The 19,143-nt window shown below is 71.8% G+C and carries 15 protein-coding genes; 7 read left to right on the top strand and 8 right to left on the bottom strand.

Features of this window, described 5'->3' with window-relative positions; all coding sequences use genetic code 11:
* The first annotated feature begins 101 nt into the window (after positions 1-101).
* On the top strand, positions 102-2,360 hold the full coding sequence (locus CACI_RS25680) for a transglycosylase domain-containing protein (protein ID WP_015793781.1): 2,259 nt from the start codon (positions 102-104) through the stop codon (positions 2,358-2,360).
* Positions 2,361-2,445: 85 nt separating this feature from the next.
* Here the strand turns inward: CACI_RS25680 and def are convergent, their stop codons facing one another.
* Positions 2,446-3,087: a peptide deformylase gene (gene def / locus CACI_RS25675; RefSeq protein WP_015793780.1), complete on the bottom strand. Its 642-nt coding sequence runs from the start codon at positions 3,085-3,087 to the stop codon at positions 2,446-2,448.
* A gap of 76 nt (positions 3,088-3,163) precedes the next feature.
* Between def and CACI_RS25670 the strand changes: the two genes are divergently transcribed.
* The 4 genes from CACI_RS25670 to CACI_RS25655 all read left to right on the top strand — a co-directional run bounded on the left by CACI_RS25670 (position 3,164) and on the right by CACI_RS25655 (position 6,620).
* Entirely contained in the window at positions 3,164-3,445 is a 282-nt protein-coding gene (locus CACI_RS25670; protein WP_015793779.1) for a metal-sensitive transcriptional regulator, read from the top strand.
* A gap of 97 nt (positions 3,446-3,542) precedes the next feature.
* Positions 3,543-4,232 (top strand): SIMPL domain-containing protein, encoded by a 690-nt coding sequence (locus CACI_RS25665; RefSeq protein ID WP_015793778.1) that lies wholly within the window; start codon positions 3,543-3,545, stop codon positions 4,230-4,232.
* A gap of 307 nt (positions 4,233-4,539) precedes the next feature.
* Positions 4,540-5,349, top strand: coding sequence for a tetratricopeptide repeat protein (locus CACI_RS25660; protein WP_041540457.1), 810 nt, complete (start codon positions 4,540-4,542; stop codon positions 5,347-5,349).
* Between the two features lie 332 nt (positions 5,350-5,681).
* Positions 5,682-6,620 (top strand): beta-ketoacyl-ACP synthase III, encoded by a 939-nt coding sequence (locus CACI_RS25655; protein ID WP_015793776.1) that lies wholly within the window; start codon positions 5,682-5,684, stop codon positions 6,618-6,620.
* A gap of 19 nt (positions 6,621-6,639) precedes the next feature.
* Here CACI_RS25655 and CACI_RS25650 read toward each other — a convergent pair whose 3' ends face one another.
* The 5 genes from CACI_RS25650 to CACI_RS25630 form a co-directional block, all read right to left on the bottom strand.
* Positions 6,640-7,905: an FAD-dependent monooxygenase gene (locus CACI_RS25650; protein WP_015793775.1), complete on the bottom strand. Its 1,266-nt coding sequence runs from the start codon at positions 7,903-7,905 to the stop codon at positions 6,640-6,642.
* Between the two features lie 88 nt (positions 7,906-7,993).
* A complete protein-coding gene (locus CACI_RS25645; protein WP_015793774.1) occupies positions 7,994-9,271 on the bottom strand; it encodes an ABC transporter substrate-binding protein in 1,278 nt (425 codons plus the stop codon).
* Positions 9,271-9,858, bottom strand: coding sequence for a GTP-binding protein (locus tag CACI_RS25640; protein ID WP_015793773.1), 588 nt, complete (start codon positions 9,856-9,858; stop codon positions 9,271-9,273). The genes CACI_RS25645 and CACI_RS25640 overlap by 1 nt, the downstream gene beginning before the upstream one ends.
* Positions 9,858-10,295, bottom strand: coding sequence for a roadblock/LC7 domain-containing protein (locus tag CACI_RS25635; RefSeq protein WP_015793772.1), 438 nt, complete (start codon positions 10,293-10,295; stop codon positions 9,858-9,860). Before CACI_RS25635 ends, CACI_RS25640 begins: the two co-directional genes overlap by 1 nt.
* A 43-nt stretch (positions 10,296-10,338) precedes the next feature.
* Positions 10,339-12,810, bottom strand: a complete 2,472-nt coding sequence (locus tag CACI_RS25630) for a sensor histidine kinase (RefSeq protein ID WP_041540456.1) — start codon at positions 12,808-12,810, stop codon at positions 10,339-10,341.
* Between the two features lie 236 nt (positions 12,811-13,046).
* Here CACI_RS25630 and CACI_RS25625 point away from each other — a divergent pair, with 236 nt between their 5' ends.
* Positions 13,047-14,783 carry an ABC transporter transmembrane domain-containing protein gene (locus CACI_RS25625; RefSeq protein WP_015793770.1) on the top strand — a complete coding sequence of 579 codons (1,737 nt, stop codon included), beginning with the start codon at positions 13,047-13,049 and terminating at the stop codon, positions 14,781-14,783.
* A 1-nt stretch (position 14,784) separates the two neighbouring features.
* The gene (locus CACI_RS25620) at positions 14,785-16,620 is read left to right on the top strand and encodes an ABC transporter ATP-binding protein (RefSeq protein ID WP_015793769.1); all 1,836 of its coding nucleotides are present in this window, start codon (positions 14,785-14,787) and stop codon (positions 16,618-16,620) included.
* A 216-nt stretch (positions 16,621-16,836) separates the two neighbouring features.
* On the opposite strand, the gene CACI_RS25615 is transcribed toward CACI_RS25620, so the two are convergent.
* Both CACI_RS25615 and CACI_RS25610 read right to left on the bottom strand, forming a co-directional pair.
* Complete coding sequence (locus CACI_RS25615) at positions 16,837-17,940, bottom strand: DUF4037 domain-containing protein (protein ID WP_015793768.1); 1,104 nt, start codon at positions 17,938-17,940, stop codon at positions 16,837-16,839.
* A 101-nt stretch (positions 17,941-18,041) separates the two neighbouring features.
* The gene (locus CACI_RS25610; protein WP_015793767.1) at positions 18,042-19,100 is read right to left on the bottom strand and encodes a GlxA family transcriptional regulator; all 1,059 of its coding nucleotides are present in this window, start codon (positions 19,098-19,100) and stop codon (positions 18,042-18,044) included.
* Between the last annotated feature and the right edge of the window lie 43 nt (positions 19,101-19,143).

Raw genomic sequence — 19,143 nt, 5'->3', positions numbered from 1 at the left:
AGTTTCTTCAGATCACGATGGTCTGATGTGTTGACGTCCGAAGACAATGACTGCAAAGGGTCTGCCGAGTCGGCAGGGGCCCGGATGAGGAGCCGTTCCCCATGGCCCTGCGTGTGATCGACTACCCGCGCCGCGGGAAGGCCGGGCTGCGGCACTGGCTGCCGTCCTGGCGGCTGGTCGCCAGCACGCTGATCGCGTTCGTGCTGCTGGTGACCGGCGGGGCGTGGGCGGTCTACGCGTCGATCTCCATCCCGCCGATCAACGAGACGGTGACCCAGCAGCACCTGACCGTGGTCGACGACAAGGGCGTGGTGCTGGGCCGGCGCGGTCCGGAGATCCGCCAGGACGTGCCGCTGGCGCAGGTCCCGGTCCCGGTGCAGAACGCCTTCCTGTCCGCCGAGGACCGCAACTTCTGGTCCGACGGCGCGATCTCGCTCACCGGCACGGCCCGTGCCCTGCTCAACGACCTTGGCGGCGGCTCCACGCAGGGTGGCTCCACGATCACGCAGCAGTACGTGAAGAACGCCTACCTCACCGACGAGCGCACCCTGTCGCGCAAGGTCAAGGAAGCGGTCATAGCCCTGAAGATCTCGGAGAAGCAGCCCAAGTCCGAGATCCTGCAGGGCTACCTCAACACCGTGTACTTCGGCCGCGGCGCCTCCGGCGTCCAGATGGGCGCCCGCGCCTGGTTCAGCAAGGACATCAACCAGCTCTCGGTCGCCGAGGGCGCCGTGATGGCCGCTCTGGTGAACGCCCCCTCGTACTACGAGCTGGCGCCCAAGGACCCCTCGATCATGGCCAAGCTCCAGGCACGCTGGAACTACGTGCTCGACGGCCTGGTCACCATGGGCAAGCTGACCCCCGCCGACCGCGCCGCGCAGCAGTTCCCGGCGCTGGCGCCCTGGCCGCGGCCCAGCAGCGAGACCGACAACCAGGACGAGTACCTGATCGAGGAAGCGATCGGCGAGGCCGAGCAGAAGACCGGGCTCAGCCGCGAGCAGCTGGAGACCGGCGGCTACACGATCTACACCACCTTCGACGCCAAGATGCAGGACGCGGCGGCCGCCGCGGTGAAGGCACAGATCACCAGCCAGCTCAACGCGAGCAAGCGGCCCGTCGACGCTGACGTGCACACCGCGATCTCGACGGTCGTCCCCGGAGACGGCGCGGTCCGCGTCCTGTACGGCGGCGACGACTACTCCAAGGAGGCCTTCAACGCCTCCTGGCAGGGCACGCTGTCCCCGGGCTCGTCGTTCAAGACCTTCGCGCTGGCCGCGTACCTGCAGAACGGCGGCACGGTCAGCGACACCTTCGACGGCACCTCGCCCTTCCACCTCCCGAACAGCAACACGGTGATCCCGAACGAGGGCGGGACGAGCTACGGCGACGTCTCGGTGCAGTACGCGCTGAACCAGTCGATCAACACCGTGTTCGTCGAGATGGGACAGAAGATCGGGATGACCAAGGTCGCCGACGCCGCGCGCGCCGCCGGCATCCCGGTGACCGCGCAGCAGCAGTCGCTGCCGGCGCTGCCGCTGGGCGTGGTGTCCACCAACCCCGAGCAGATGGCCGCCGCCTACGGCACGTTCGCCGCGCACGGCTCGCAGGTCGACCCGTACACGGTCGCCAGCGTGCAGCAGGGCGGCAAGACCATCTACGCGCACCAGAGCCTGGCCAAGCAGGCCTTCACCCCCCAGGTCGCCGACCAGGTGACCCAGGCGCTGCAGAACGTGGTGACCAACGGCTCCGGCGGCGGCGCGCAGCTGGCCGACGGCCGTGACGTGGCCGGCAAGACCGGCACCACCGACCTGCCCGGCGACGGCTCGAAGCTGGGCTCGGTCTGGTTCGTCGGCTACACCCCGACGCTGTCCACGGCGGTCGCGGTCTGGGGACAGACCGACGGCGGGGCGCTGACCCCGATCAACGGCATGGCCGGCAAGGACACCGTCGGCGGCGGCGCTGTCGCCGCGCCGCTGTGGGCCGCGTACATGGACAAGGCGGTGGAGGGCACGACCGCGCAGAAGTTCACCTTCACCGCGCAGAACAACCAGGCGGCGCCGATGAACCCGCTGAGCCCGTCGGGCTCGACCACCGGGACCACCGGCGCGACCCCGGGCAAGTCCTCGACCGGGCTGCCCTCGCCGCCGTCGCCGACCGGCACCTACCAGCCGCCGTCGCCGACGACCACCACGAGCAGCAGCGGCGGGAAGTCCACGACGACCACGTCCGGGGGCGGGTCGACGTCGTCGAAGTCGCAGCCGCCGTCCTCGACGCGGTCGCGGCCGACGAAGCCGAAGCCGAGCTCGACGAGTTCCACCGGGCAGACCGGCGGTCCGCTGCCGCAGTCGAGCGGCGGGTGAGGGTGAGGGCGGTCGCGGCGTGACGAAGGGCCCGTGTGATGCGGGCCCTTCGGTGTTTTTGGGTTGCGGCGTTTGCGGCGCTGCCTTAGTTCGCCGGTGCGGACGACTTCCCCGTGCCCGCGGTCTTCGTTTCCTTCGCTTCCTTCGCTTCCTTCGCTTCCTTCGTCTCCGTGGGCTCCGCCGCTCTCTTCGCCTTCTCCTCCTGCATCCGCTCCATCTCGGCCAGCACGTTCTTGCGCTGGCGCTTGCTCAGCCGGTCGATGTAGAGCCGGCCCTCGAGGTGGTCGAACTCGTGCTGGAGGCAGCGGGCGAAGTAGCCGGTGCCCTCCACGGTGATCGGCTCGCCGTGCAGGTCCACGCCGGTCACCCGCGCGTAGTCCGGGCGCGCCAGCTCATGGTGCGGCCCGGGCACCGACAGGCAGCCCTCGGCGGAGTCGTCGAGCTGGCGCCGGTCGGGCGGCTGCTCGGCCAGGACCGGGTTCACGACGTGGCCGACGTGCTCGACGCCGTCGTCGTCCTGGCAGTCGTAGACGAACACCCGCAGCGGCACGCCGATCTGGTTGGCGGCCAGCCCCACGCCCTCGGCGGCGTACATCGAGGCGAACATGTCGGCCACGAGCCCGGCCAGCCGGTCGTCGAACTCCTCCACCGGGGCGCACGGGCGGTGCAGCACCGGGTCGCCGACGATCGTGATGGGCCTGGCGGTGCCGGAGTCGGAGTCACTCATGGCGTTGATCTTACCGGCCGACTACCCCTCGGGGGTATACTTGGAGCCGCGACGACGACGGATGGGGAAACGCGCCATGCACGGGTACACCGACCGCAAGGACGACTACACCAAGCGGCTGCGCCGCATCGAGGGCCAGGTCCGCGGCCTGCAGCGGATGGTCGACGAGGACAAGTACTGCATAGACATCCTCACGCAGATCTCCGCGGTCACCAAGGCGCTGCAGTCAGTCGCGCTCGGACTGCTGGAGGAGCACGTCGCGCACTGCGTCGCCGACGCCCTGGCGGTCGGCGGACCGGAGGCGGACGCCAAGGTCAAGGAGGCGAACGAGGCGATCGCCCGACTGGTGCGCTCCTGAGACCTCGGCGATGGCCTGCCCCGCAGGCGCATCCGGCGGCGTCTTTCAGCGGAGTTCCCCAAGCGCAGCACCCCCTCCCTGCGGCAGACTGGCGGTCATGACGGATCAGACCGCCGGCACCCCCATCGTCGTCAGCGTCCGCGGCGAGGCGAACGTCGAAGCGGACCCCGAACTGTGCGAATTCGCGGTCACAGTCACCGCCCGCGACAAAGACCGCCGCACCGCCCTGGAGCAGCTGACCCGCCGCAACAAGGATCTTCTCGACCAACTCAAAGCCGAATACGGCGAGGCCTTGGAGAAACTGGAAACCGGCCGCTTCTCGGTCTACCCGGAATGGCGCACCAAGCGCGACAAGCCCGGCCCATATCAGGGCTCAGTCCGCATCCGCATCGTGGTGAAGGACTTCACCATCCTCGGCGAAATGGTCACCAGAATCGCCGACGCCGAAGGCCGCACCATCGACGGCCCCTTCTGGAGCCTCCGCCGCGACTCCCCCGTCTACCGCACCGCCCGCACCGAAGCCGTCACCGAAGCCATCCGCCGAGCCCGCGAATACACCGCCGCCCTCGGCTCCCACCTCACCACCCTCCTCGAACTCGCCGACACCGGCCTGTCCACCGGCGCCACCCCAGCCCCCCACACCCGCATGATGTACACCATGTCAGGCGCAGCCCCCGGCGCCATGCCCGACGAAGGCCCGCCCGCCCTCGATCTGGAACCGACACGCCAGACCGTGTACGCGGCGGTCGAAGCCCGATTCTCGGCAACGCAGCCCGCGGAGTTGTAGGCGCGGCGTTTCTGGCGCGCGCTGTTGCCGACGAGGCGACGTCGGCGTGGCGACCTCGGTGGGATGACGTCGGCGTGGCGACCTCGGTGAGGCGACGTCGGCGAGGCGACCCCGGTGAGGCGACCCCGGTGAGGGCTGGTCCGATCGGGCGGTCTTTGTCCGCGGGGCCTTCTTTCGGCGGTTGACCATTCGGGACAATACATACGAGGGTGGGTGTCCCCCGGAATGGGGCGGGGTGTGAAGTGGGGGCTGACGGGGCGTCTCGGCTCGCCGGAATGTTCGTTCTTCGACGCGCGTTGTGGGCGGCATGCGTATCGAGATGTGGGCTGACGTCGCCAATCCGTGGACGTTCGTCGCGGCTGAGCGGCTGCGGGTGGCGTTGGCGGTGGCTGATGTCGCTGCCGAGGTGGTGTGGCGTCCGCTGCTGACTGATGCCGCCGATCCTGATGCGCCGCGTGATGCTCTTCGGCTGCTGCTGCTTGCCGAGGAGCGCGGTGGTGCGGAGCTGCAGGGGCGGGTCGCCGCCGAGTTGCTGGCCTCGCATGACGTGCGGGACGCGGGCGAGCTCGCCGCGATCGCCGACCGCGCGGGCTTCCCGGAGGGTGGCGCGCTGCTGGCTTCCGAGGACTCTGCCGATGCGGGCCGCGCGCGTCTCCGCGAACTCCTGCTGATCGGGAAGGCGCGTGGCATCAGCGTCTCGCCGACTCTCGCGATCGGCGACAGGCTGCTGGAGTTCGCGATGTCTCCGGCGACCATCGGAGAGTTCCTCGTCGAGCCCGCCGATGGCGCGCGCGGTCTCCCGGCCGAGGTCCAGCGGCTGCGCTGGGTCGAGGAGTTGATGGCGCTGTCGGATCCGCTCGGCGCGCTCGTGGTGCTGGAGCCGTTGCTCGCCGAGCATGGTCAGGACCCGAACATCCGCCGTGTTGCCGCTTCGGCGTACTTCGCCTCGGCGCAGTTGGGGCGTGCGCGGCAGGTGCTGGAGGCGACGCTCGCCGACTACGCCGCCGATTCCTACGCCCGGCTGATGCTCGGTCGGACGCTGGAGCGCCAAGGGCGTGGCGCCGAGGCCGAGAAGCATCTTCGGATGGCTGCGGCGATGACGCCGGAGTACGCATAACGCATTGCCCGCGCCGCGAGAGCTCCGGCCCGTCACCGCGAGAGCTCGGATCCGCCGCTGCGAGCGCTCCGGTCCCTCAACCGTCGCCCGCGCGGCCCACCCCCCCCCGCGCCGCCCCCCGCGCCGCCCCGCGCGCCCGCCCGCGCGCCGCACCCCCCGCCGGCGTTTCCCCTAACCACCGCGTTTTCCGGCAGCGGCCACCGATGGCCTATGGCGGAACCCTCCAGAGCCGACACGAAGGGCTTTGGTGCTTCCGTGACCGGGGCGGCCGTTGTCAGCACGCGAGGATCGGTAGGGAACAACCGTCCCGCGAGCAGACAAAGGAGCGTCGCGTGCCTGGTTCCCGGATCGCAGCCCTCGGCCACAGCCAGCCGGATCGTATTGTCACCAACGCCGATCTGGCGGAGATGGTCGACACGAGTGACGAATGGATCACCTCGCGGGTGGGGGTGCGCACCCGCCGGATCGCCGAGGCCGGGCAGACGGTCGACGAGTTCGCTGCCGCGGCTGCCGCGAAGGCGCTGGCCGGTGCCGGGGTCGGGGTGCGGGACGTGGACATGGTCCTGGTCGCCACCAGTACCGCCGGCGCGGCCAGTCCGAACACCGCGGCGCGGGTCGCCGCGCGGCTGGGCATGGCGAGTCCGGCGACCATCGACGTGAACGTGGTCTGTTCCGGCTTCACCCATGCCCTGGCGCTGGCGGACCAGGCGATCCGCTGCGGCCAGGCGCGCAACGCGGTGGTCGTCGGCGCCGACTTCATGAGCAACGTCACCGACTGGACCGACCGCAGCACCTGCGTCCTGGTCGGCGACGGCGCGGGCGCCGCGGTGGTCACCGCCGCCGAGGAGCCCGGCATCAGCCCCGTGCTGTGGGGTTCGGTCCCCGAGCGCAGCCGCGCGGTGGTGATCGAGGGCACCCCCAACCGCTTCTCCCAGGAGGGCCAAACCGTCTTCCGCTGGACCACTACCGAGCTCCCGGCCCTGGCCCGCCAGGTCTGCGAGCGCGCCGGAATCCTCCCCGAGGACCTGGCCGGCGTGGTCTTCCACCAGGCGAACCTGCGCATCATCGAGCCCTTGGCGGCCAAGCTCGGCGCGGTGAACGCGGTCGTGGCCAAGGACGTCATCGAGTCCGGCAACACCTCCGCCGCCTCGATCCCCATCGCCCTGGCGAAGCTCGTCGAGCGCCGCGAGATCCCCGCCGGCTCGCCGGTGCTGCTGTTCGGCTTCGGCGGGAACCTGTCCTACGCCGGACAGGTGGTGACGAGCCCTTAAGCGGTGCGGCGCCCCACCCTCACAACCGCCGCCCGCCGAGCTCCGTCCCGTCCGGCATCGCCGTCAGCGCGGCGAGCCAGGGCACGAACGTTGCCTCCTCGAACGCCGACCAGTCCGGCGTGTCCAGCACCTGGGCCTCGCCGATGCGGCGGGCGAGGGTGGCGATGGCGTGGCCGGGTGGACGGCGCGCCGCGTCGTAACGCGCGGCGAGAGCCCCGAGGTCGGAGCGGTCGGCGGCGGTGCTCCAGAGGTCGAGCAGGGCGGCGGCGTCCTGCATCGCCTTCACGCTGCCGGCGCCGGCGTGGGGACGGCTGACCGCGCCCGCGTCGCCGAGCAGCAGCATGCGGTGCTTGGCGTACGCGGGGACTTCGAAGTCGTAGATGGGCTGGATGAACACGTCCTCGCGCGCGGTCTTACGGATCGCCTCCGCCCACAGCGGCGGCAGCTCGCGTGACAGGAGCGCGTCCATGAAGTCCAGCAAGGCGTCCGAGACCGCGCCCGGCGGAATGCTCGTCGCCGTCCGCAGATCCCCGGTGACCTCGGGCGGGACCGTCGCGTACAGCACCCAATTGAAGTGCACGCGACCGTCGTCGGCGGGGATCGGATACGCGACCAGGTGGCCGTGCGGGAAGCCGACCGTGAAGAAGGCGCCGTGCGGCAGCCCTTCGATCTGCGCGAAGTCCGACAACCCGCGCCAGCACAAGTAGCCCGCGTAGTCCGGCACTACGCCCGGGAACATCGCCTCGCGCACCACCGAGCGGTAGCCGTCGGCGCCGAGCAGCAGGTCGAAGTGCTCGACGCCGCCGTCGGTCAGAGTCACCGACGCTCCGGACTCGGTCGGCGTCACCGACATCACGCGCGCGTCGCCCCGATACTCGACCCGGGACGGCAGCCGTCCCCGCAGCGACCGGTACAGATGTCCCCAGTTGTAGCCGTCGAACGGGAACGGCTGCCGCAAGATCATCTTCCCGAGCCCGGACGTGCCGCCGCCATCGCTGTTGCCACGACCACCAGAACCGCCCCCCTTGCGACGGTCACCAGAACCCCCGTCCCAGACGTACCACTCCCGCGCGTCATTGGCCGTGGCAGGCAGCGAAGCATCCAAGAACCCTGCCGCAGCCAACTCCCCGAACCGCTCATGCTGAATCCCGATCCCCGCCCCGCGATCCCGCAGCGCCCCGGCCGACCGCTCGAACACCACGACCGCCGCCTCCGGCACCGCCCGCGCGGCGGCCAGCGCCCCCGCGCACCCCGCGATACTCCCGCCGACCACGCCGATCCTCATCGCGCGCACCACCGCAGAACCCCCATGCCCCCGTAGCCACCCACCGCCGCACCACTGCACCGCCGCACCGCCGTGTCTCAGCGGGCTGTCAATCAGGCAGCGTAGCCAATTCCTCGATCTCCACGTTCGCCAAAGCCGTCCCGTCGACCTGCACCCGCCGCAGGTACCACTTCTGGATCGGCGCGTGCGTCGAGGACGCCAGCTGCCACGCCCCCCGCGGGCTGTCGATCCGCCCCAGCGCCCCGATCGCGGCGTTGATCGACGCGGCGTCGGCCTTCGGCCCGGCCTGGGCGACCGCCTGGTCCAGCAGCGCCGCGGCGTCGTAGCCGGTCAGCGAGTAGACGCTGGGTTCGCGTCCGTCGTGGCCGGCGGCCCACGCCGAGACGAAGGCGCGGTTGGCGGCGGTGTCGACGTCGGGGGAGTAGTCCAGCACCGACGTGATGTTCGTGGCCGCCGCGCCCTCCTGCTGGAGCAGCGGGCCGTCGGTGACGAGCCCGACCGCGTACAACGGGATGTTCTTGACCACCGAGCGCGCGTACTGCTGCACGAAGCGCACCGCCTCGTCGCCGGTGAAGGCGCAGTACACCGCCTTCGCTCCGGAGGCCTTGATCGCCTGGAGATACGGCGCGAAGTCAGTGGTCGCGTTCGCCGGGCCGAAGGACGCAGCCGGGGTGAACGTCGGCAGGTTCTCGGGGTTGGCGAGCCTGCCGCCGAGCGCGTAGTAGGCGTCGGTGAAGCCGCGGACCTGCTCCCAGTCGCCGGGGTAGTTGCCGCCGATCGCGTAGACCGGGGACTTGACGTGGTTGTAGATGAACGGCGCGAGCGCCGCGCCGGGCTCGGTGGACAGGAACGCCACGTTCCACACGTAGCTGATGTCCGTCACGTCCGGCCGCGCCACCACGCCGACCAGCGGCACGTGCGCGGCGTCGGCCAGCGGCGCCGCGCTCTCGTAGCCCGCGTAGTCGATCGGGCCGACGACCGCCTGCACGCCGTGCGCCAGCAGGTCCTGCATCGTCGTCGCGGTGGCGGCCGGGGTCGGGCCCTCGTTGGAGATCGTCAGCTGCGCCGGGCGCCCGCCGAGCCGGCCGCCGTGCTGGCGGACGTAGAGCTGGAAGCCGTCGCGGGCGTCGGCGCCGGCCGAGCCGTTGGCGCCGGAGAGGTCCAGCAGCAGCCCCACCGGCAGCGGCGTCCCGCCGGCCGGACGCGCGGCGGGGTCGCTGTAGCGGTAGTAGCCGCCGCCGAACGCGCAGCCCGAGGCGGCGGCCGTGGCGGCGGCCAGCGCCAGCGCCGCGAAGGCCCGCCGGCGGTGCGGCGGGCGGCGGCGGCAGTCCGTACCCCGCCGGGCTCCGTCCCGGGCCGCGGCCATCAGTTCATCCGGTCGTCGGACGGCAGGTCCTCGCGCATCCGCTGCTGGGTGATCGCGTGCTCCAGCAGCGTGACCAGGACTCCCTTGGCCGAGTCGCGCCGCCGGGCGTCGCAGATCAGCAGCGGCGTGTCGTCCTCCAGGGCGAGCGCCTGGCGCAGCTCTTCGTGCCCGTACACCTGCGCGCCGTCGAACTGGTTCACGGCTATGACGTGCGGGATGTGGCGGTCCTCGAAGAAGTCGATGACCGCGAAGGCGTCACCGAGCCGACGCACATCGGCCAGCACCACCGCGCCGAGGGCGCCTCGGGAGAGCTCCTCCCAGAAGAACCAGAACCGCTCCTGTCCGGGTGTGCCGAACAGGTACAGGATCAGGTCCTCGGCGATGGTGATGCGGCCGAAGTCCATCGCCACGGTGGTGTTGCGCTTGGCCGGGATCAGGTGGACGTCGTCCAGCCCGACCCCGGCCTGCGTCATCTCCGCCTCGGTGGTCAGCGGCTGGATCTCGGAGACCGCGCCGACCAGCGTGGTCTTCCCGACGCCGAAGCCGCCGGCCACGACGATCTTCGCGGCGATCGTGGGAGCCGCCATCAGCGGGCCCCCGGCAGGTTGCTCTCGGAGAGCATGCGGGCCCTGGCGGTCGGCGTCAGGGAGTCCCCGACCTGGTTGATCAGCTCGGCCATGGCATAGGTGACCTGGCCGATGTCGCACTCGCGCTCGGCGTAGACCAGCAGCGAGGCGCCGTCGCTGACCGCCATGGAGAACAGGAAGCCGTCCCCGAGCTCGGTCAGGTTGCTGCGCACCGGCTCGGACTCCAGCAGCCGCGCGGCTCCGGCCAGCAGGCTCACCAGGCCGGCGGCCACCGCCGCGAGCTGCTCTCCCTGTTCCTCGCCCAGGTCCCGGGAGGTGGCCACGACGATGCCGTCGGCCGAGACCGCCAGCGCGTGCCGGACCCCGGGGGTCCCGTGGGCGAAGTCGTTGAGCAGCCAGTCGAGGCTGCCGTGGAGATCGGGTGCAGGTTCGTTCATGGGGCGGTTCCCGTGGGTTGAGGACGGTGTGAGGGGTCGAGCGTCACTGCTGTTTCGGCCCGCTGCGGCCGGAGAGCCCGCGCGCGTAGGCGGCCATGGTGGCCGCCACATGCTCGGGATCCCGGTCGATGCGGGGCCTCTTGACGGCGGGCCCGGGGTGGCTGCCGGGCTCGTCGGTTGGTGCGGAGGTCGCTGCGGAGGTCGGTGCGGAGGTTGGTGCGGCTTCTGGGGACGCGGGCTTGGCGGGCGGCGCCGGGTTCCGCCGCACCTTCGCAGGCAACTGAGCCTTCGGCCGGCGGACCGGCAGACCGTTGACGGTCGTGCCCTCGGCAGGGGACGGCGCTTCGGCCGGTACCGGAGCCGAAGCCGGACCCGAAGTGGGAACTGACACCGAAATCTGCGCCGCCGCGAAAGCGGTTCCCTGGGCGCCGACGCCCACCGGCTCGTCGCTGTCGGGGAAAGGAAGCTCGGGCCAATCAGCGTCCTTATCGGCGGAGCCGGCGCCGTTGACCTCTGGCAGCACGCTCGACGCCATACGCGCGGAACCGTTCGCCGCGCCAGCACCCGCACCAAGACCCGCGACCCCGTCGGCCGCGATCACCCCGAGCGGCAGCCCGACCTCGGCGACCGTGCCGCCTCCGGGCCGGGCCCGCAGCCGGACCTCGATCCCGTACCAGGCGGCCAGGTGCGCGACCACGGTCAGGCCCATCGCCCGCACCGTGTCGCTGTCGACCTGCCGCGGCGCGGCCAGCTGGGTGTTCAGCTCCGCGCGCCGGGCCGGGGTCATGCCCAGACCGCGGTCGGCGATCTGGACGACCACCCGGTCGGTCATCCGGTGCCCCTCGACCGTCACCCGGCTGTCCGGCGCGGAGAAGGAGGTGGCGTTGTCCAGCAGCTCAGCACACAGATGCACCAGGTGGTCCACGGCGTGCGGCGCGACGAGGATCGCCGGGTCCACGGACTCCAGATCCACCCGCGTGTACCGCTCGACCCGGCCGAGCGCGGCGCGGACCACGTCCAGCAGCGTCACCGCGCGCTCGCGCACCCGCGCCGAGCCCTCGCCGCCGAGCACCAGCAGGCTCTCGTTGTTCCGCGCCATCCGCGCGGCCAGGTGGTCCAGCACGAACAGCCGGGCCAGCCGGTCCGGGTCCTGCTCGGAGCGCTCGGCGCGGTCCAGCTCGCTGGTCAGCGCGCCGGTAAGGCGCTCGCCGCGGCGAGCGAGGGCGACGAAGGTGGCGCCCACGCCGGCGCGCAGGAGCACCTGCTCGGCAGCGGTGCGCAGGGCTTCGCGGTGCACCGAGTTGAAGGCGCGGGCGACCGCGGCCAGCTCGTCCTTGGGGTCATCGGCGTTCAGCGCGTCGCCTCGTCCGGCGCCCAGCGGCAGCGCGTCGCCGGCCTGCTCGGCGAACTCCTCGGGGGTGCGGCCGGTGAGGGAGTCGGTGGTCCGCAGCTCCTCGACGGCGGCCGGCAGCCCTTCGGTGGCCACGGCGTGCGCGGCGTCCCGCAACTGTCGCAGGCCTCTGATCATCGGCCGCCCGAGCCGCAGGCTGATCATGATCACCAGCAGCGCGGTCCCGGCGACCGCGGCGGCCTCGATCTCGGCGATCCGCTCGGACCGGTCGCGCAGCTGCGCCACCGCCGCCATGGTCGCCAGGTCCATGTCCTCGCGGACGTCGTCCAGCGCCGCGCGCCGGGCGCTCATCGTCTGGACCCACTGGTCCTTGTCCAGGGCCAGCAGATCGCCCGGGCCCAGCCGGGATATCTGGTCCTCGTACTGCTCGGCGGTCAGGATGTCCGAGCTGGTCATCGCCTGGTCCGGGCGCTCGTTCCAGCCCGCCGGGGCGGCGCTGTCGAAGGCTTCCATGGCGTCGTCGTAGGACTGCCGGTCGTGGCTGATCGCGGCGACCGCGGCCGGCGTCAGCGGGAGCCCGACGGCCGAGCGCAGGACGTTCGACTCCTCCTGCCCGGTCGCCTCAGAGGCCTGATACAACAGGTCCGCGGCCTGGAGCCGGGCGGCGATGGGCTGGGAGGCCGCGCCGTCGCCGATCACCGAGACGCGCAGCTGGTCCAGGTCGGCGATCGCGATGCGGTACTGGAACACCACCGAGGACAGCGCCGGCGCGGAATTCGCCTTGATCTGCGCGCGCAGCGACGTCAGCTGCGCCAGGTCCTGGTCGATGCGGGCCAGCAGGCTGCGGGTGGCCGGGGTGGCGTGCCGCATGGATGTCAGCTGTTTGCGATAGTCCGCCAGGGCGGCGTCGGTCGCGGCGATCCGGGTGGCGACGTCCGGCGTCGTCGGGGACTGATGCGAGGTGAGCAGCAGCGCCATCGCGGTGCGCTCGTCCTGTAAGCGGGACAACAGTTTCCCGGCCGCGTCCGAGGTGTGCATCATCGACCACAGCTGCTCGCTGCGCCATGCCTCGCCGGCGGAGGCGGTCAGCGCCACGGCCCCGAAGCCGGACACCGCGGCGAGCGGGACGGCGACCAGGACGCCGAGCCTGCGCGTGATCCTCAAAACGGCCCCTCGCGACGAGGCTGACAGGTTATGGGCGGACAGTGTGCAACGCGTGTGTTTGCAGCAGGCGGTACCGGGGTGGGGGCGCGGGAGGGCGCGGGCGAGCAGAGTGGGCCTCATCCAACCGGGACTCGGGACCTTGAGTCAAGCCTCGAACAGCGTAGAAGGTTCCTCACCGGTGGTGACGGCGGTAAATTCAGTGGCTGGTCACACGGGCGCGGATTACCGTGGCGATCATGCGGCGCCTTCCCGAGTCCGACCCCGGCAGACCCGACACGCGCTCGGCGACCCGGTACTTGATCTGGCTCGTACGGATGCAGTGGACGTCGATGGCCTTAGGCGCGTTCTGGGGCGTGGTCTGGATGGTCAGCCAGGCGCTGATGCCCGCCGCGATCGGCAAGACCATCGACGCCGGCGTCACCGCGAAGGACACCGCGGAGCTGTGGCGGTGGTCCGCGGTGGTCTTCGCCCTGGGCTGCGTCACCGGTGTGGCCGGGACCCTGCGGCACCGCTGCGCGGTCACCAACTGGCTGACCGCCGCCTACCGCACCGTGCAGCTCACCGCGCGCCAGGCGACCGACCTCGGCGCCACGCTGCCCAGCCGTATCGCCACCGGCGACGTCGTGGCCATCGGCACCGCGGACACCTCCAGCATCGGCGGCACGATGGACGTCAGCGCGCGCTTCGCCGGCGCGGTGGTCTCCGTGATCCTGGTCTCGATCCTGCTGCTGAGCACCGAGGTGCGCATCGGGCTCACCGTGCTGATCGGCGTGCCGCTGATCATGGCGCTGGTCGGGCCGCTCCTCAAGCCGATGCACCGCCGCCAGGGCGAGGTGCGCACGCTGCAGGGCAAGCTCACCGGCCGCGCCAACGACATCGTCGCCGGGCTCCGGGTGCTGCGCGGCATCGGCGGCGAGCCGGAGTTCGCCGAGCGCTACCGGGAGCAGTCGCAGCAGCTGCGGTTCGCCGGGGTGCGGGTGGCGCGCGTGGAATCGGTGCTGGAGTCGGCGCAGGTGCTGCTACCGGGGCTGTTCGTGGTCGGCGTGACCTGGCTCGCCGCGCGGCTGGCGGTGTCGCACGACATCACCACCGGGCAGCTGGTCGCCTTCTACGGCTACGCCGCGTTCCTGGTGCTGCCGCTGCGGACCATCACCGAGGCCTGGGGCAGGGTGCTGCGGGCGCATGTCGCGGCGACGAAGGTTGTCAGGGTTCTGGCACTGAGCCACCCGCTCGCCGAAGCCTCCGGTTCCAAGGCTGACGCCGCCGACACCGCCGGTACCGGCGCGCTCGCCGACGAGCACTCCGGCCTGTCCCTGGCGCCCGGGTCGTTCACGGCGGTCGCCGCCGCCGACCCGGCCGAGGCGATCGAGCTGGCCGACCGGCTCGGCCGCTACCGGGCTGCCGACGGCGTCACGCTGGACGGCGTACCGCTGGAGTCGATGCCGCTGGTCCGGCTGCGGCAGCGGGTTCTGGTCGCGGACAACGAGGCGCGGCTGTTCGCCGGACGGCTGGCTGAGGAGCTGGCCAGGGTTGGTGCCCGCAGTGCCGGTGAACATGCCGCCGACGAAAGCGGTGTCACCGCAGCCCTGCACACAGCGGCGGCCGAGGACATCGTCGAGGCGCTGCCCGAGGGCCTGGACACCGCGGTCACCGAGCGCGGACGTTCCTTCTCCGGCGGGCAGCAGCAACGGCTCCGCCTGGCGCGCGCCCTGCTCGCCGACCCCGAAGTGCTGCTGCTCGTCGAGCCCACCAGCGCGGTCGACGCGCACACCGAGGCGCGCATCGCCGAGCGGTTGGCGCAGGCGCGCACCGGCCGCACCACCGTGGTGTTCACCACCAGCCCGCTGATGCTCGACCGCGCCGAGCGCGTGGTGTTCCTGGCCGGCGGCCGGGCCGCCGCCGAGGGCCGGCACCGCGAGCTGCTGGCGACCGTGCCCGCCTACCGGGCCACTGTGACCAGGGAAGAGGACTGACATGGCTGCGGCACCCGCGCCACCAGTGACCGCGACCACTGCCACGACGACGACCACGGCCACGACCCAGCCCGGCGGCCGCGAGGCCCTGCCGATCGCCACCTCTGCCGAGGTGCGCCAGTACGCCGCGCGGGTCGCCCGCATTCGCGGCCGCGACCTGGTCCTGACCGTCGGGCTGTTCGCCCTGGCCGCGGTCGCCGGGCTGTTCGGGCCGCGGCTGCTCGGCTCGCTGATCGACGGCGTGCAGAAGGGCACGACCGCAGGGCACGTGGACACCATCGTCGCCCTGATCGCGCTGTTCCTGATCGTGCAGACCGTGCTGACGCGCTACGCGAAGCTGGCCGCCGGCAAGTTCGGCGAGGGCGTGCTGGCCGAGCTGCGCGAGAACTTCGTGTCCCGGGTCCTGGAGCTGCCGCTGTCCGTGGTGGAGCGCGCCGGCAGCGGCGACCTGCTCTCGCGCTCCTCGCGGGACGTGGACATGCTGAGCATGGCCGCGCGCTACGCGGTGCCCACCACGCTGGTCGCCATCGTCACGGTCCTGCTCACCATCGGCGCCCTGGCGCTGGTGAGCCCGTGGGCGGTGCTGCCGCTGCTGGTCATCGTGCCGCCGATCGGGGTGGTGTTCCGCTGGTACATGAAGCGCGCGCCGGAGGGCTACCTGGCCGAGAGCGCGCGCTACGCCGATCTGACCGACAGCCTGGCCGAGACGGTCGACGGCGCGCGCACCGTGGAGGCGCTCGGCCTGCAACGGCACCGGATCGAGCGCACCGACGAGGAGATCCGCCGCCAGTTCGCCGCCGAGCGCTACACGCTGCGGCTGCGCTGCGTGTTCTTCCCGACCGCAGAGTCCTGCTACATCGTTCCGGTCGCGCTGACGCTGCTGTTCGGCGGCCTGGGCTACGTCCACGGCTCGTTCACCCTGGGCCAGGTCACCGCGGCCACGCTGTACATGCAGCAGATCATGGGCCCGATCGACGAGATGCTCGCCTGGGCTGACCAGCTGCAGGTCGGCGGCGCCTCGCTGGCGCGGCTGCTCGGCGTGGCCGGCGTCCCGGCCGACCGCCAGGCCTCCGGGGAGCAGCCCGAGGGCGAGGACCTGCGCGCCACCGACGTGCGCTACTCCTACATCCCCGGCCGCGAAGTCCTGCACGGCGTGGACCTGTCCCTGCGCGCCGGCGAGCGCCTGGCGATGGTCGGACCCTCCGGCGCGGGCAAGTCCACCCTCGGCCGCCTGCTCGCCGGCATCCACGGCCCGACCGTCGGCTCGGTCGCCGTCGGCGGCGTCCCGCTGGTCGAACTCCCGCTCGCGGACCTGCGCGGCCAGGTCGCGCTGGTGAATCAGGAGCACCACGTGTTCGCCGGCACGGTGCGCGAGAACGTGGTCCTCCCGCGCCCGGAGGCCACCGAGGAGCAGGTCCGCGAAGCCCTCGCCGCCGTCGATGCGCTGACCTGGGTAGAGGCCCTGCCCGAAGGCCTCCAGACCCCGATCGGCGCCAACGGCCAGACCCTGTCCCCGGCCCAAGCCCAGCAACTGGCCCTGGCCCGCCTGGTCCTGGCCGACCCGCACACCCTCGTGCTCGACGAGGCGACCTCGCTGATCGACCCCCGAGCCGCCCGCCACCTGGAACGCTCCCTGGCAGCGGTCCTCGAGGGCCGCACGGTGATCGCCATCGCGCACCGCCTGCACACCGCGCACGACGCGGACCGCGTGGCGGTGGTCGAGGACGGCGTGATCGCCGAACTGGGCAGCCACGAGGAGCTGGTCGAGACCGGCGGAGCTTACGCCGGACTCTGGGATTCCTGGCACGGACGCGGGGCGGCCGCGGAGCAGGTGTAGGGCGGGACTGAACGCCCTGCCGGTGGTCGGACAGGTGGGGCGCGAGATGAACACATGGCAGTGGTCGGCAGGCGCCGGCGCGGGACAGGTCGGCGATCAGCAGCCTGACTCGCGCTTGGTCGCGATCGGTAGCCTGACTCGCGCTTAATTGCAATCAGTGGCCTGGCTCGCGCTTGATCGCAATCAGTAGCCTGGCTCGCGCCTGATGGCGATCAGCTACGCGGTGCCGCCCATCGCAGCGGTGATCGCACCGCGGGTGAACTCCGCTCGTCCGAGGAAGTCGGTGCTGTCGGCGAACTGGTCGATGGCGCCGATCGTCGGCAGAGCCCGGATGTCCTGGTCGTCGACGCACTGCATCAGTGCCTCAGCGAAGCGATGCGCCCCGATGACCTGGAACGGTCGCTCGAAGTAGAGCCGGGCGCTCGGATCGAGCCGATCGGTCAGCTCCAGGCTGTTGTGCAGCGCCGCCACCCGCTCGTAGACCTGGACCAAAGCCCGCTCCCGCGCCTTCCAATCAGTCGCAGCGAGCGCGGCGATCATGTGCGGCATCAGCTCGGTCGCCGCACTCGTCCGCGCGAACGCCGACCCGAGCCACTTGCTGTACGGCGGATACCGCCGCTCCATCAGCAGCACCAAGCGCATGACGTCCCGGACCAGCCGTGCGCCGACCACCGCCGACCCCAGCTCGTCCCCGACCTCGCCGCAGCGCCCGACGAAGGCCTCCTCCTGGGCGAGGCGCTTCCATTGGCAGGCCAGGACGTAGCGCCACATGTCGTCCGGATACCACGCCAGCCGCTCGCGATCGGTGGTGAGCGGCCCGAGCCCGTCATGGAACACCGCGCCGGATGTCGCCTCGAGCAGCCGCTGCGTCGGCGTGGCCAGCCAGTCGGCGGTCGTCACACCGCGCGACGGCGTGAAGCCCAGACACCCGGCGAGCCAGCTGTCGACGTCCGCGATCTCGACCCGATGCCGCACCGGTCCGTCCGTGGTCTGCATGGAGCCGATGTGGCCGTCTCCTCCGGCGGCCTCGAAGTGCGTCGGGTAGCCGAGGAACGTCTTCGGGAGCTGATATGCGAAAGCTGACATCAGCCGCTCGCGATACCGCGTCACATCATCCGCCGCCAGGAACAGCTGGAGCCGCGGACCCCACTCGTGATCCGCCGAGCGCGCCGTGTCGAACCCGAGCACCTCCGACCCGCTGCCGAGCCGCGCGGCGGCGTGCGGGAGCCCCGGGACCTCCGCGTCGAGGATCGGGAGCACGGCCTCGTGGTAGAAGCGCCGTGACAGCTCCAGGCCGGGGAGGAATCGCGGAGTGGTCATGATCGAAGCCTGCCTCGGGCGACCGCTGTCGCGCGACCGGTTTTCGCTCCTGGTCTGGCCGGCTCTGTGGTCATCACTGAGGTCGCCTCTGAGGTCGCCTGTCAGGTCCGCGCGAACGTCCGCCGGTACGCCTGCGGCGACACGCCGACCGAAGCCCGCAGATGCTGCCGCATCGAGGTCGCCGTCCCGAATCCGGCCTGCTCCGCGACCCGGTCGATCGGCAGGTCGGTGGCCTCCAGCAGGTGTCGCGCCAGGTCCACGCGCTGTCCGGTGAGCCACTGGCCGGGGCTCTGGCCGGTCTCGGTGCGGAACTGGCGGGTGAAGGTCCTGATACTCATGCGCGCGTGCTCGGCCAGGTCCTGCAACGTCAGCGGCTCGTGCAGGCGCTCCAGCGCCCAGGCGCGCGCGGGTCCGGTGCCGGTGGCCGCCGGGGTCGGGACCGGGCGCTCGATGTACTGCGCCTGGCCGCCGTCGCGCGAGGGCGGGACCACGCAGGCGCGCGCCGCCGCGTTCGCCACCGCGCTGCCGTGGTCGGTGCGGATGATGTGCAGGCACAGGTCGATGGCGGCGGCGACGCCGGCGGAGGTCAGGACGTCGCCGTCATCGATGAACAGCACGTTCGGGTCCACTGACAGGGTCGGGAACAGCTCCTCCATCCGCTCGGCCTGGTGCCAGTGCGTGGTCACCTTGCGGCCCTCGAGCAGACCTGCGGCGGCGAAGACGTAGGCGCCGGTGCACAGCGCCACCTTCCGCGTCCCGGGACGGATGCGGGCCAGCGCGGCGGCCAGCTCCGGCGCCAAGGGGGCGCCGTCGGCGAGGTCGTCCACGATCGGGTAGGCCGGCGGCACGATCACCGTGTCCGCCTCGGCCAGCGCCTCGGCGCCGTGCTCGACGTACAGCGAGTAGTCCCCGGACGTCGTGACCGGTCCGGCGCTCACCCCGCAGGTCACCACGTCGTACAGCGGCTCCAGGTCCGGACCGGGCGCCGCGCCGAACAGGCGCGCCGGGATGCCCAGGTCGAACGGGATCACGCCGTCCAGGGCGAGGACCACGACGCGGTGGCGCGGGTGCCCGGCGTCGGCGGAGGAGCCGGTGTCGGTCCCTGTGCCGGTCCCGGCGCCGGTCCGAGGGATGAGGCAGGAGCGAGCCATCTGAGCCATGGCCCAATTCTTTCATATGTTGGCCATCGGGCCACTGTCGGCA

The organism is Catenulispora acidiphila DSM 44928, from assembly GCF_000024025.1.
Lineage (GTDB): Bacteria > Actinomycetota > Actinomycetes > Streptomycetales > Catenulisporaceae > Catenulispora > Catenulispora acidiphila.
The sequence above is the reverse complement of the archived record's forward strand: the minus strand, read 5'-3'. Positions and strand labels throughout refer to the sequence as shown.

What these genes read in the sequence shown, in the direction of transcription:
- CACI_RS25615 (WP_015793768.1), bottom strand. Translation starts at nt 17,940, where the DNA reads ATGACCACTCCGCGATTCCTCCCCGGCCTGGAGCTGTCACGGCGCTTC.
- CACI_RS25625 (WP_015793770.1), top strand. Translation starts at nt 13,047, where the DNA reads ATGCGGCGCCTTCCCGAGTCCGACCCCGGCAGACCCGACACGCGCTCG.
- CACI_RS25640 (WP_015793773.1), bottom strand. Translation starts at nt 9,858, where the DNA reads ATGGCGGCTCCCACGATCGCCGCGAAGATCGTCGTGGCCGGCGGCTTC.
- CACI_RS25635 (WP_015793772.1), bottom strand. Translation starts at nt 10,295, where the DNA reads ATGAACGAACCTGCACCCGATCTCCACGGCAGCCTCGACTGGCTGCTC.
- CACI_RS25660 (WP_041540457.1), top strand. Translation starts at nt 4,540, where the DNA reads ATGCGTATCGAGATGTGGGCTGACGTCGCCAATCCGTGGACGTTCGTC.
- CACI_RS25610 (WP_015793767.1), bottom strand. Translation starts at nt 19,100, where the DNA reads ATGGCTCAGATGGCTCGCTCCTGCCTCATCCCTCGGACCGGCGCCGGG.
- CACI_RS25645 (WP_015793774.1), bottom strand. Translation starts at nt 9,271, where the DNA reads ATGGCCGCGGCCCGGGACGGAGCCCGGCGGGGTACGGACTGCCGCCGC.
- CACI_RS25665 (WP_015793778.1), top strand. Translation starts at nt 3,543, where the DNA reads ATGACGGATCAGACCGCCGGCACCCCCATCGTCGTCAGCGTCCGCGGC.
- CACI_RS25680 (WP_015793781.1), top strand. Translation starts at nt 102, where the DNA reads ATGGCCCTGCGTGTGATCGACTACCCGCGCCGCGGGAAGGCCGGGCTG.
- def (WP_015793780.1), bottom strand. Translation starts at nt 3,087, where the DNA reads ATGAGTGACTCCGACTCCGGCACCGCCAGGCCCATCACGATCGTCGGC.
- CACI_RS25620 (WP_015793769.1), top strand. Translation starts at nt 14,785, where the DNA reads ATGGCTGCGGCACCCGCGCCACCAGTGACCGCGACCACTGCCACGACG.
- CACI_RS25670 (WP_015793779.1), top strand. Translation starts at nt 3,164, where the DNA reads ATGCACGGGTACACCGACCGCAAGGACGACTACACCAAGCGGCTGCGC.
- CACI_RS25650 (WP_015793775.1), bottom strand. Translation starts at nt 7,905, where the DNA reads ATGAGGATCGGCGTGGTCGGCGGGAGTATCGCGGGGTGCGCGGGGGCG.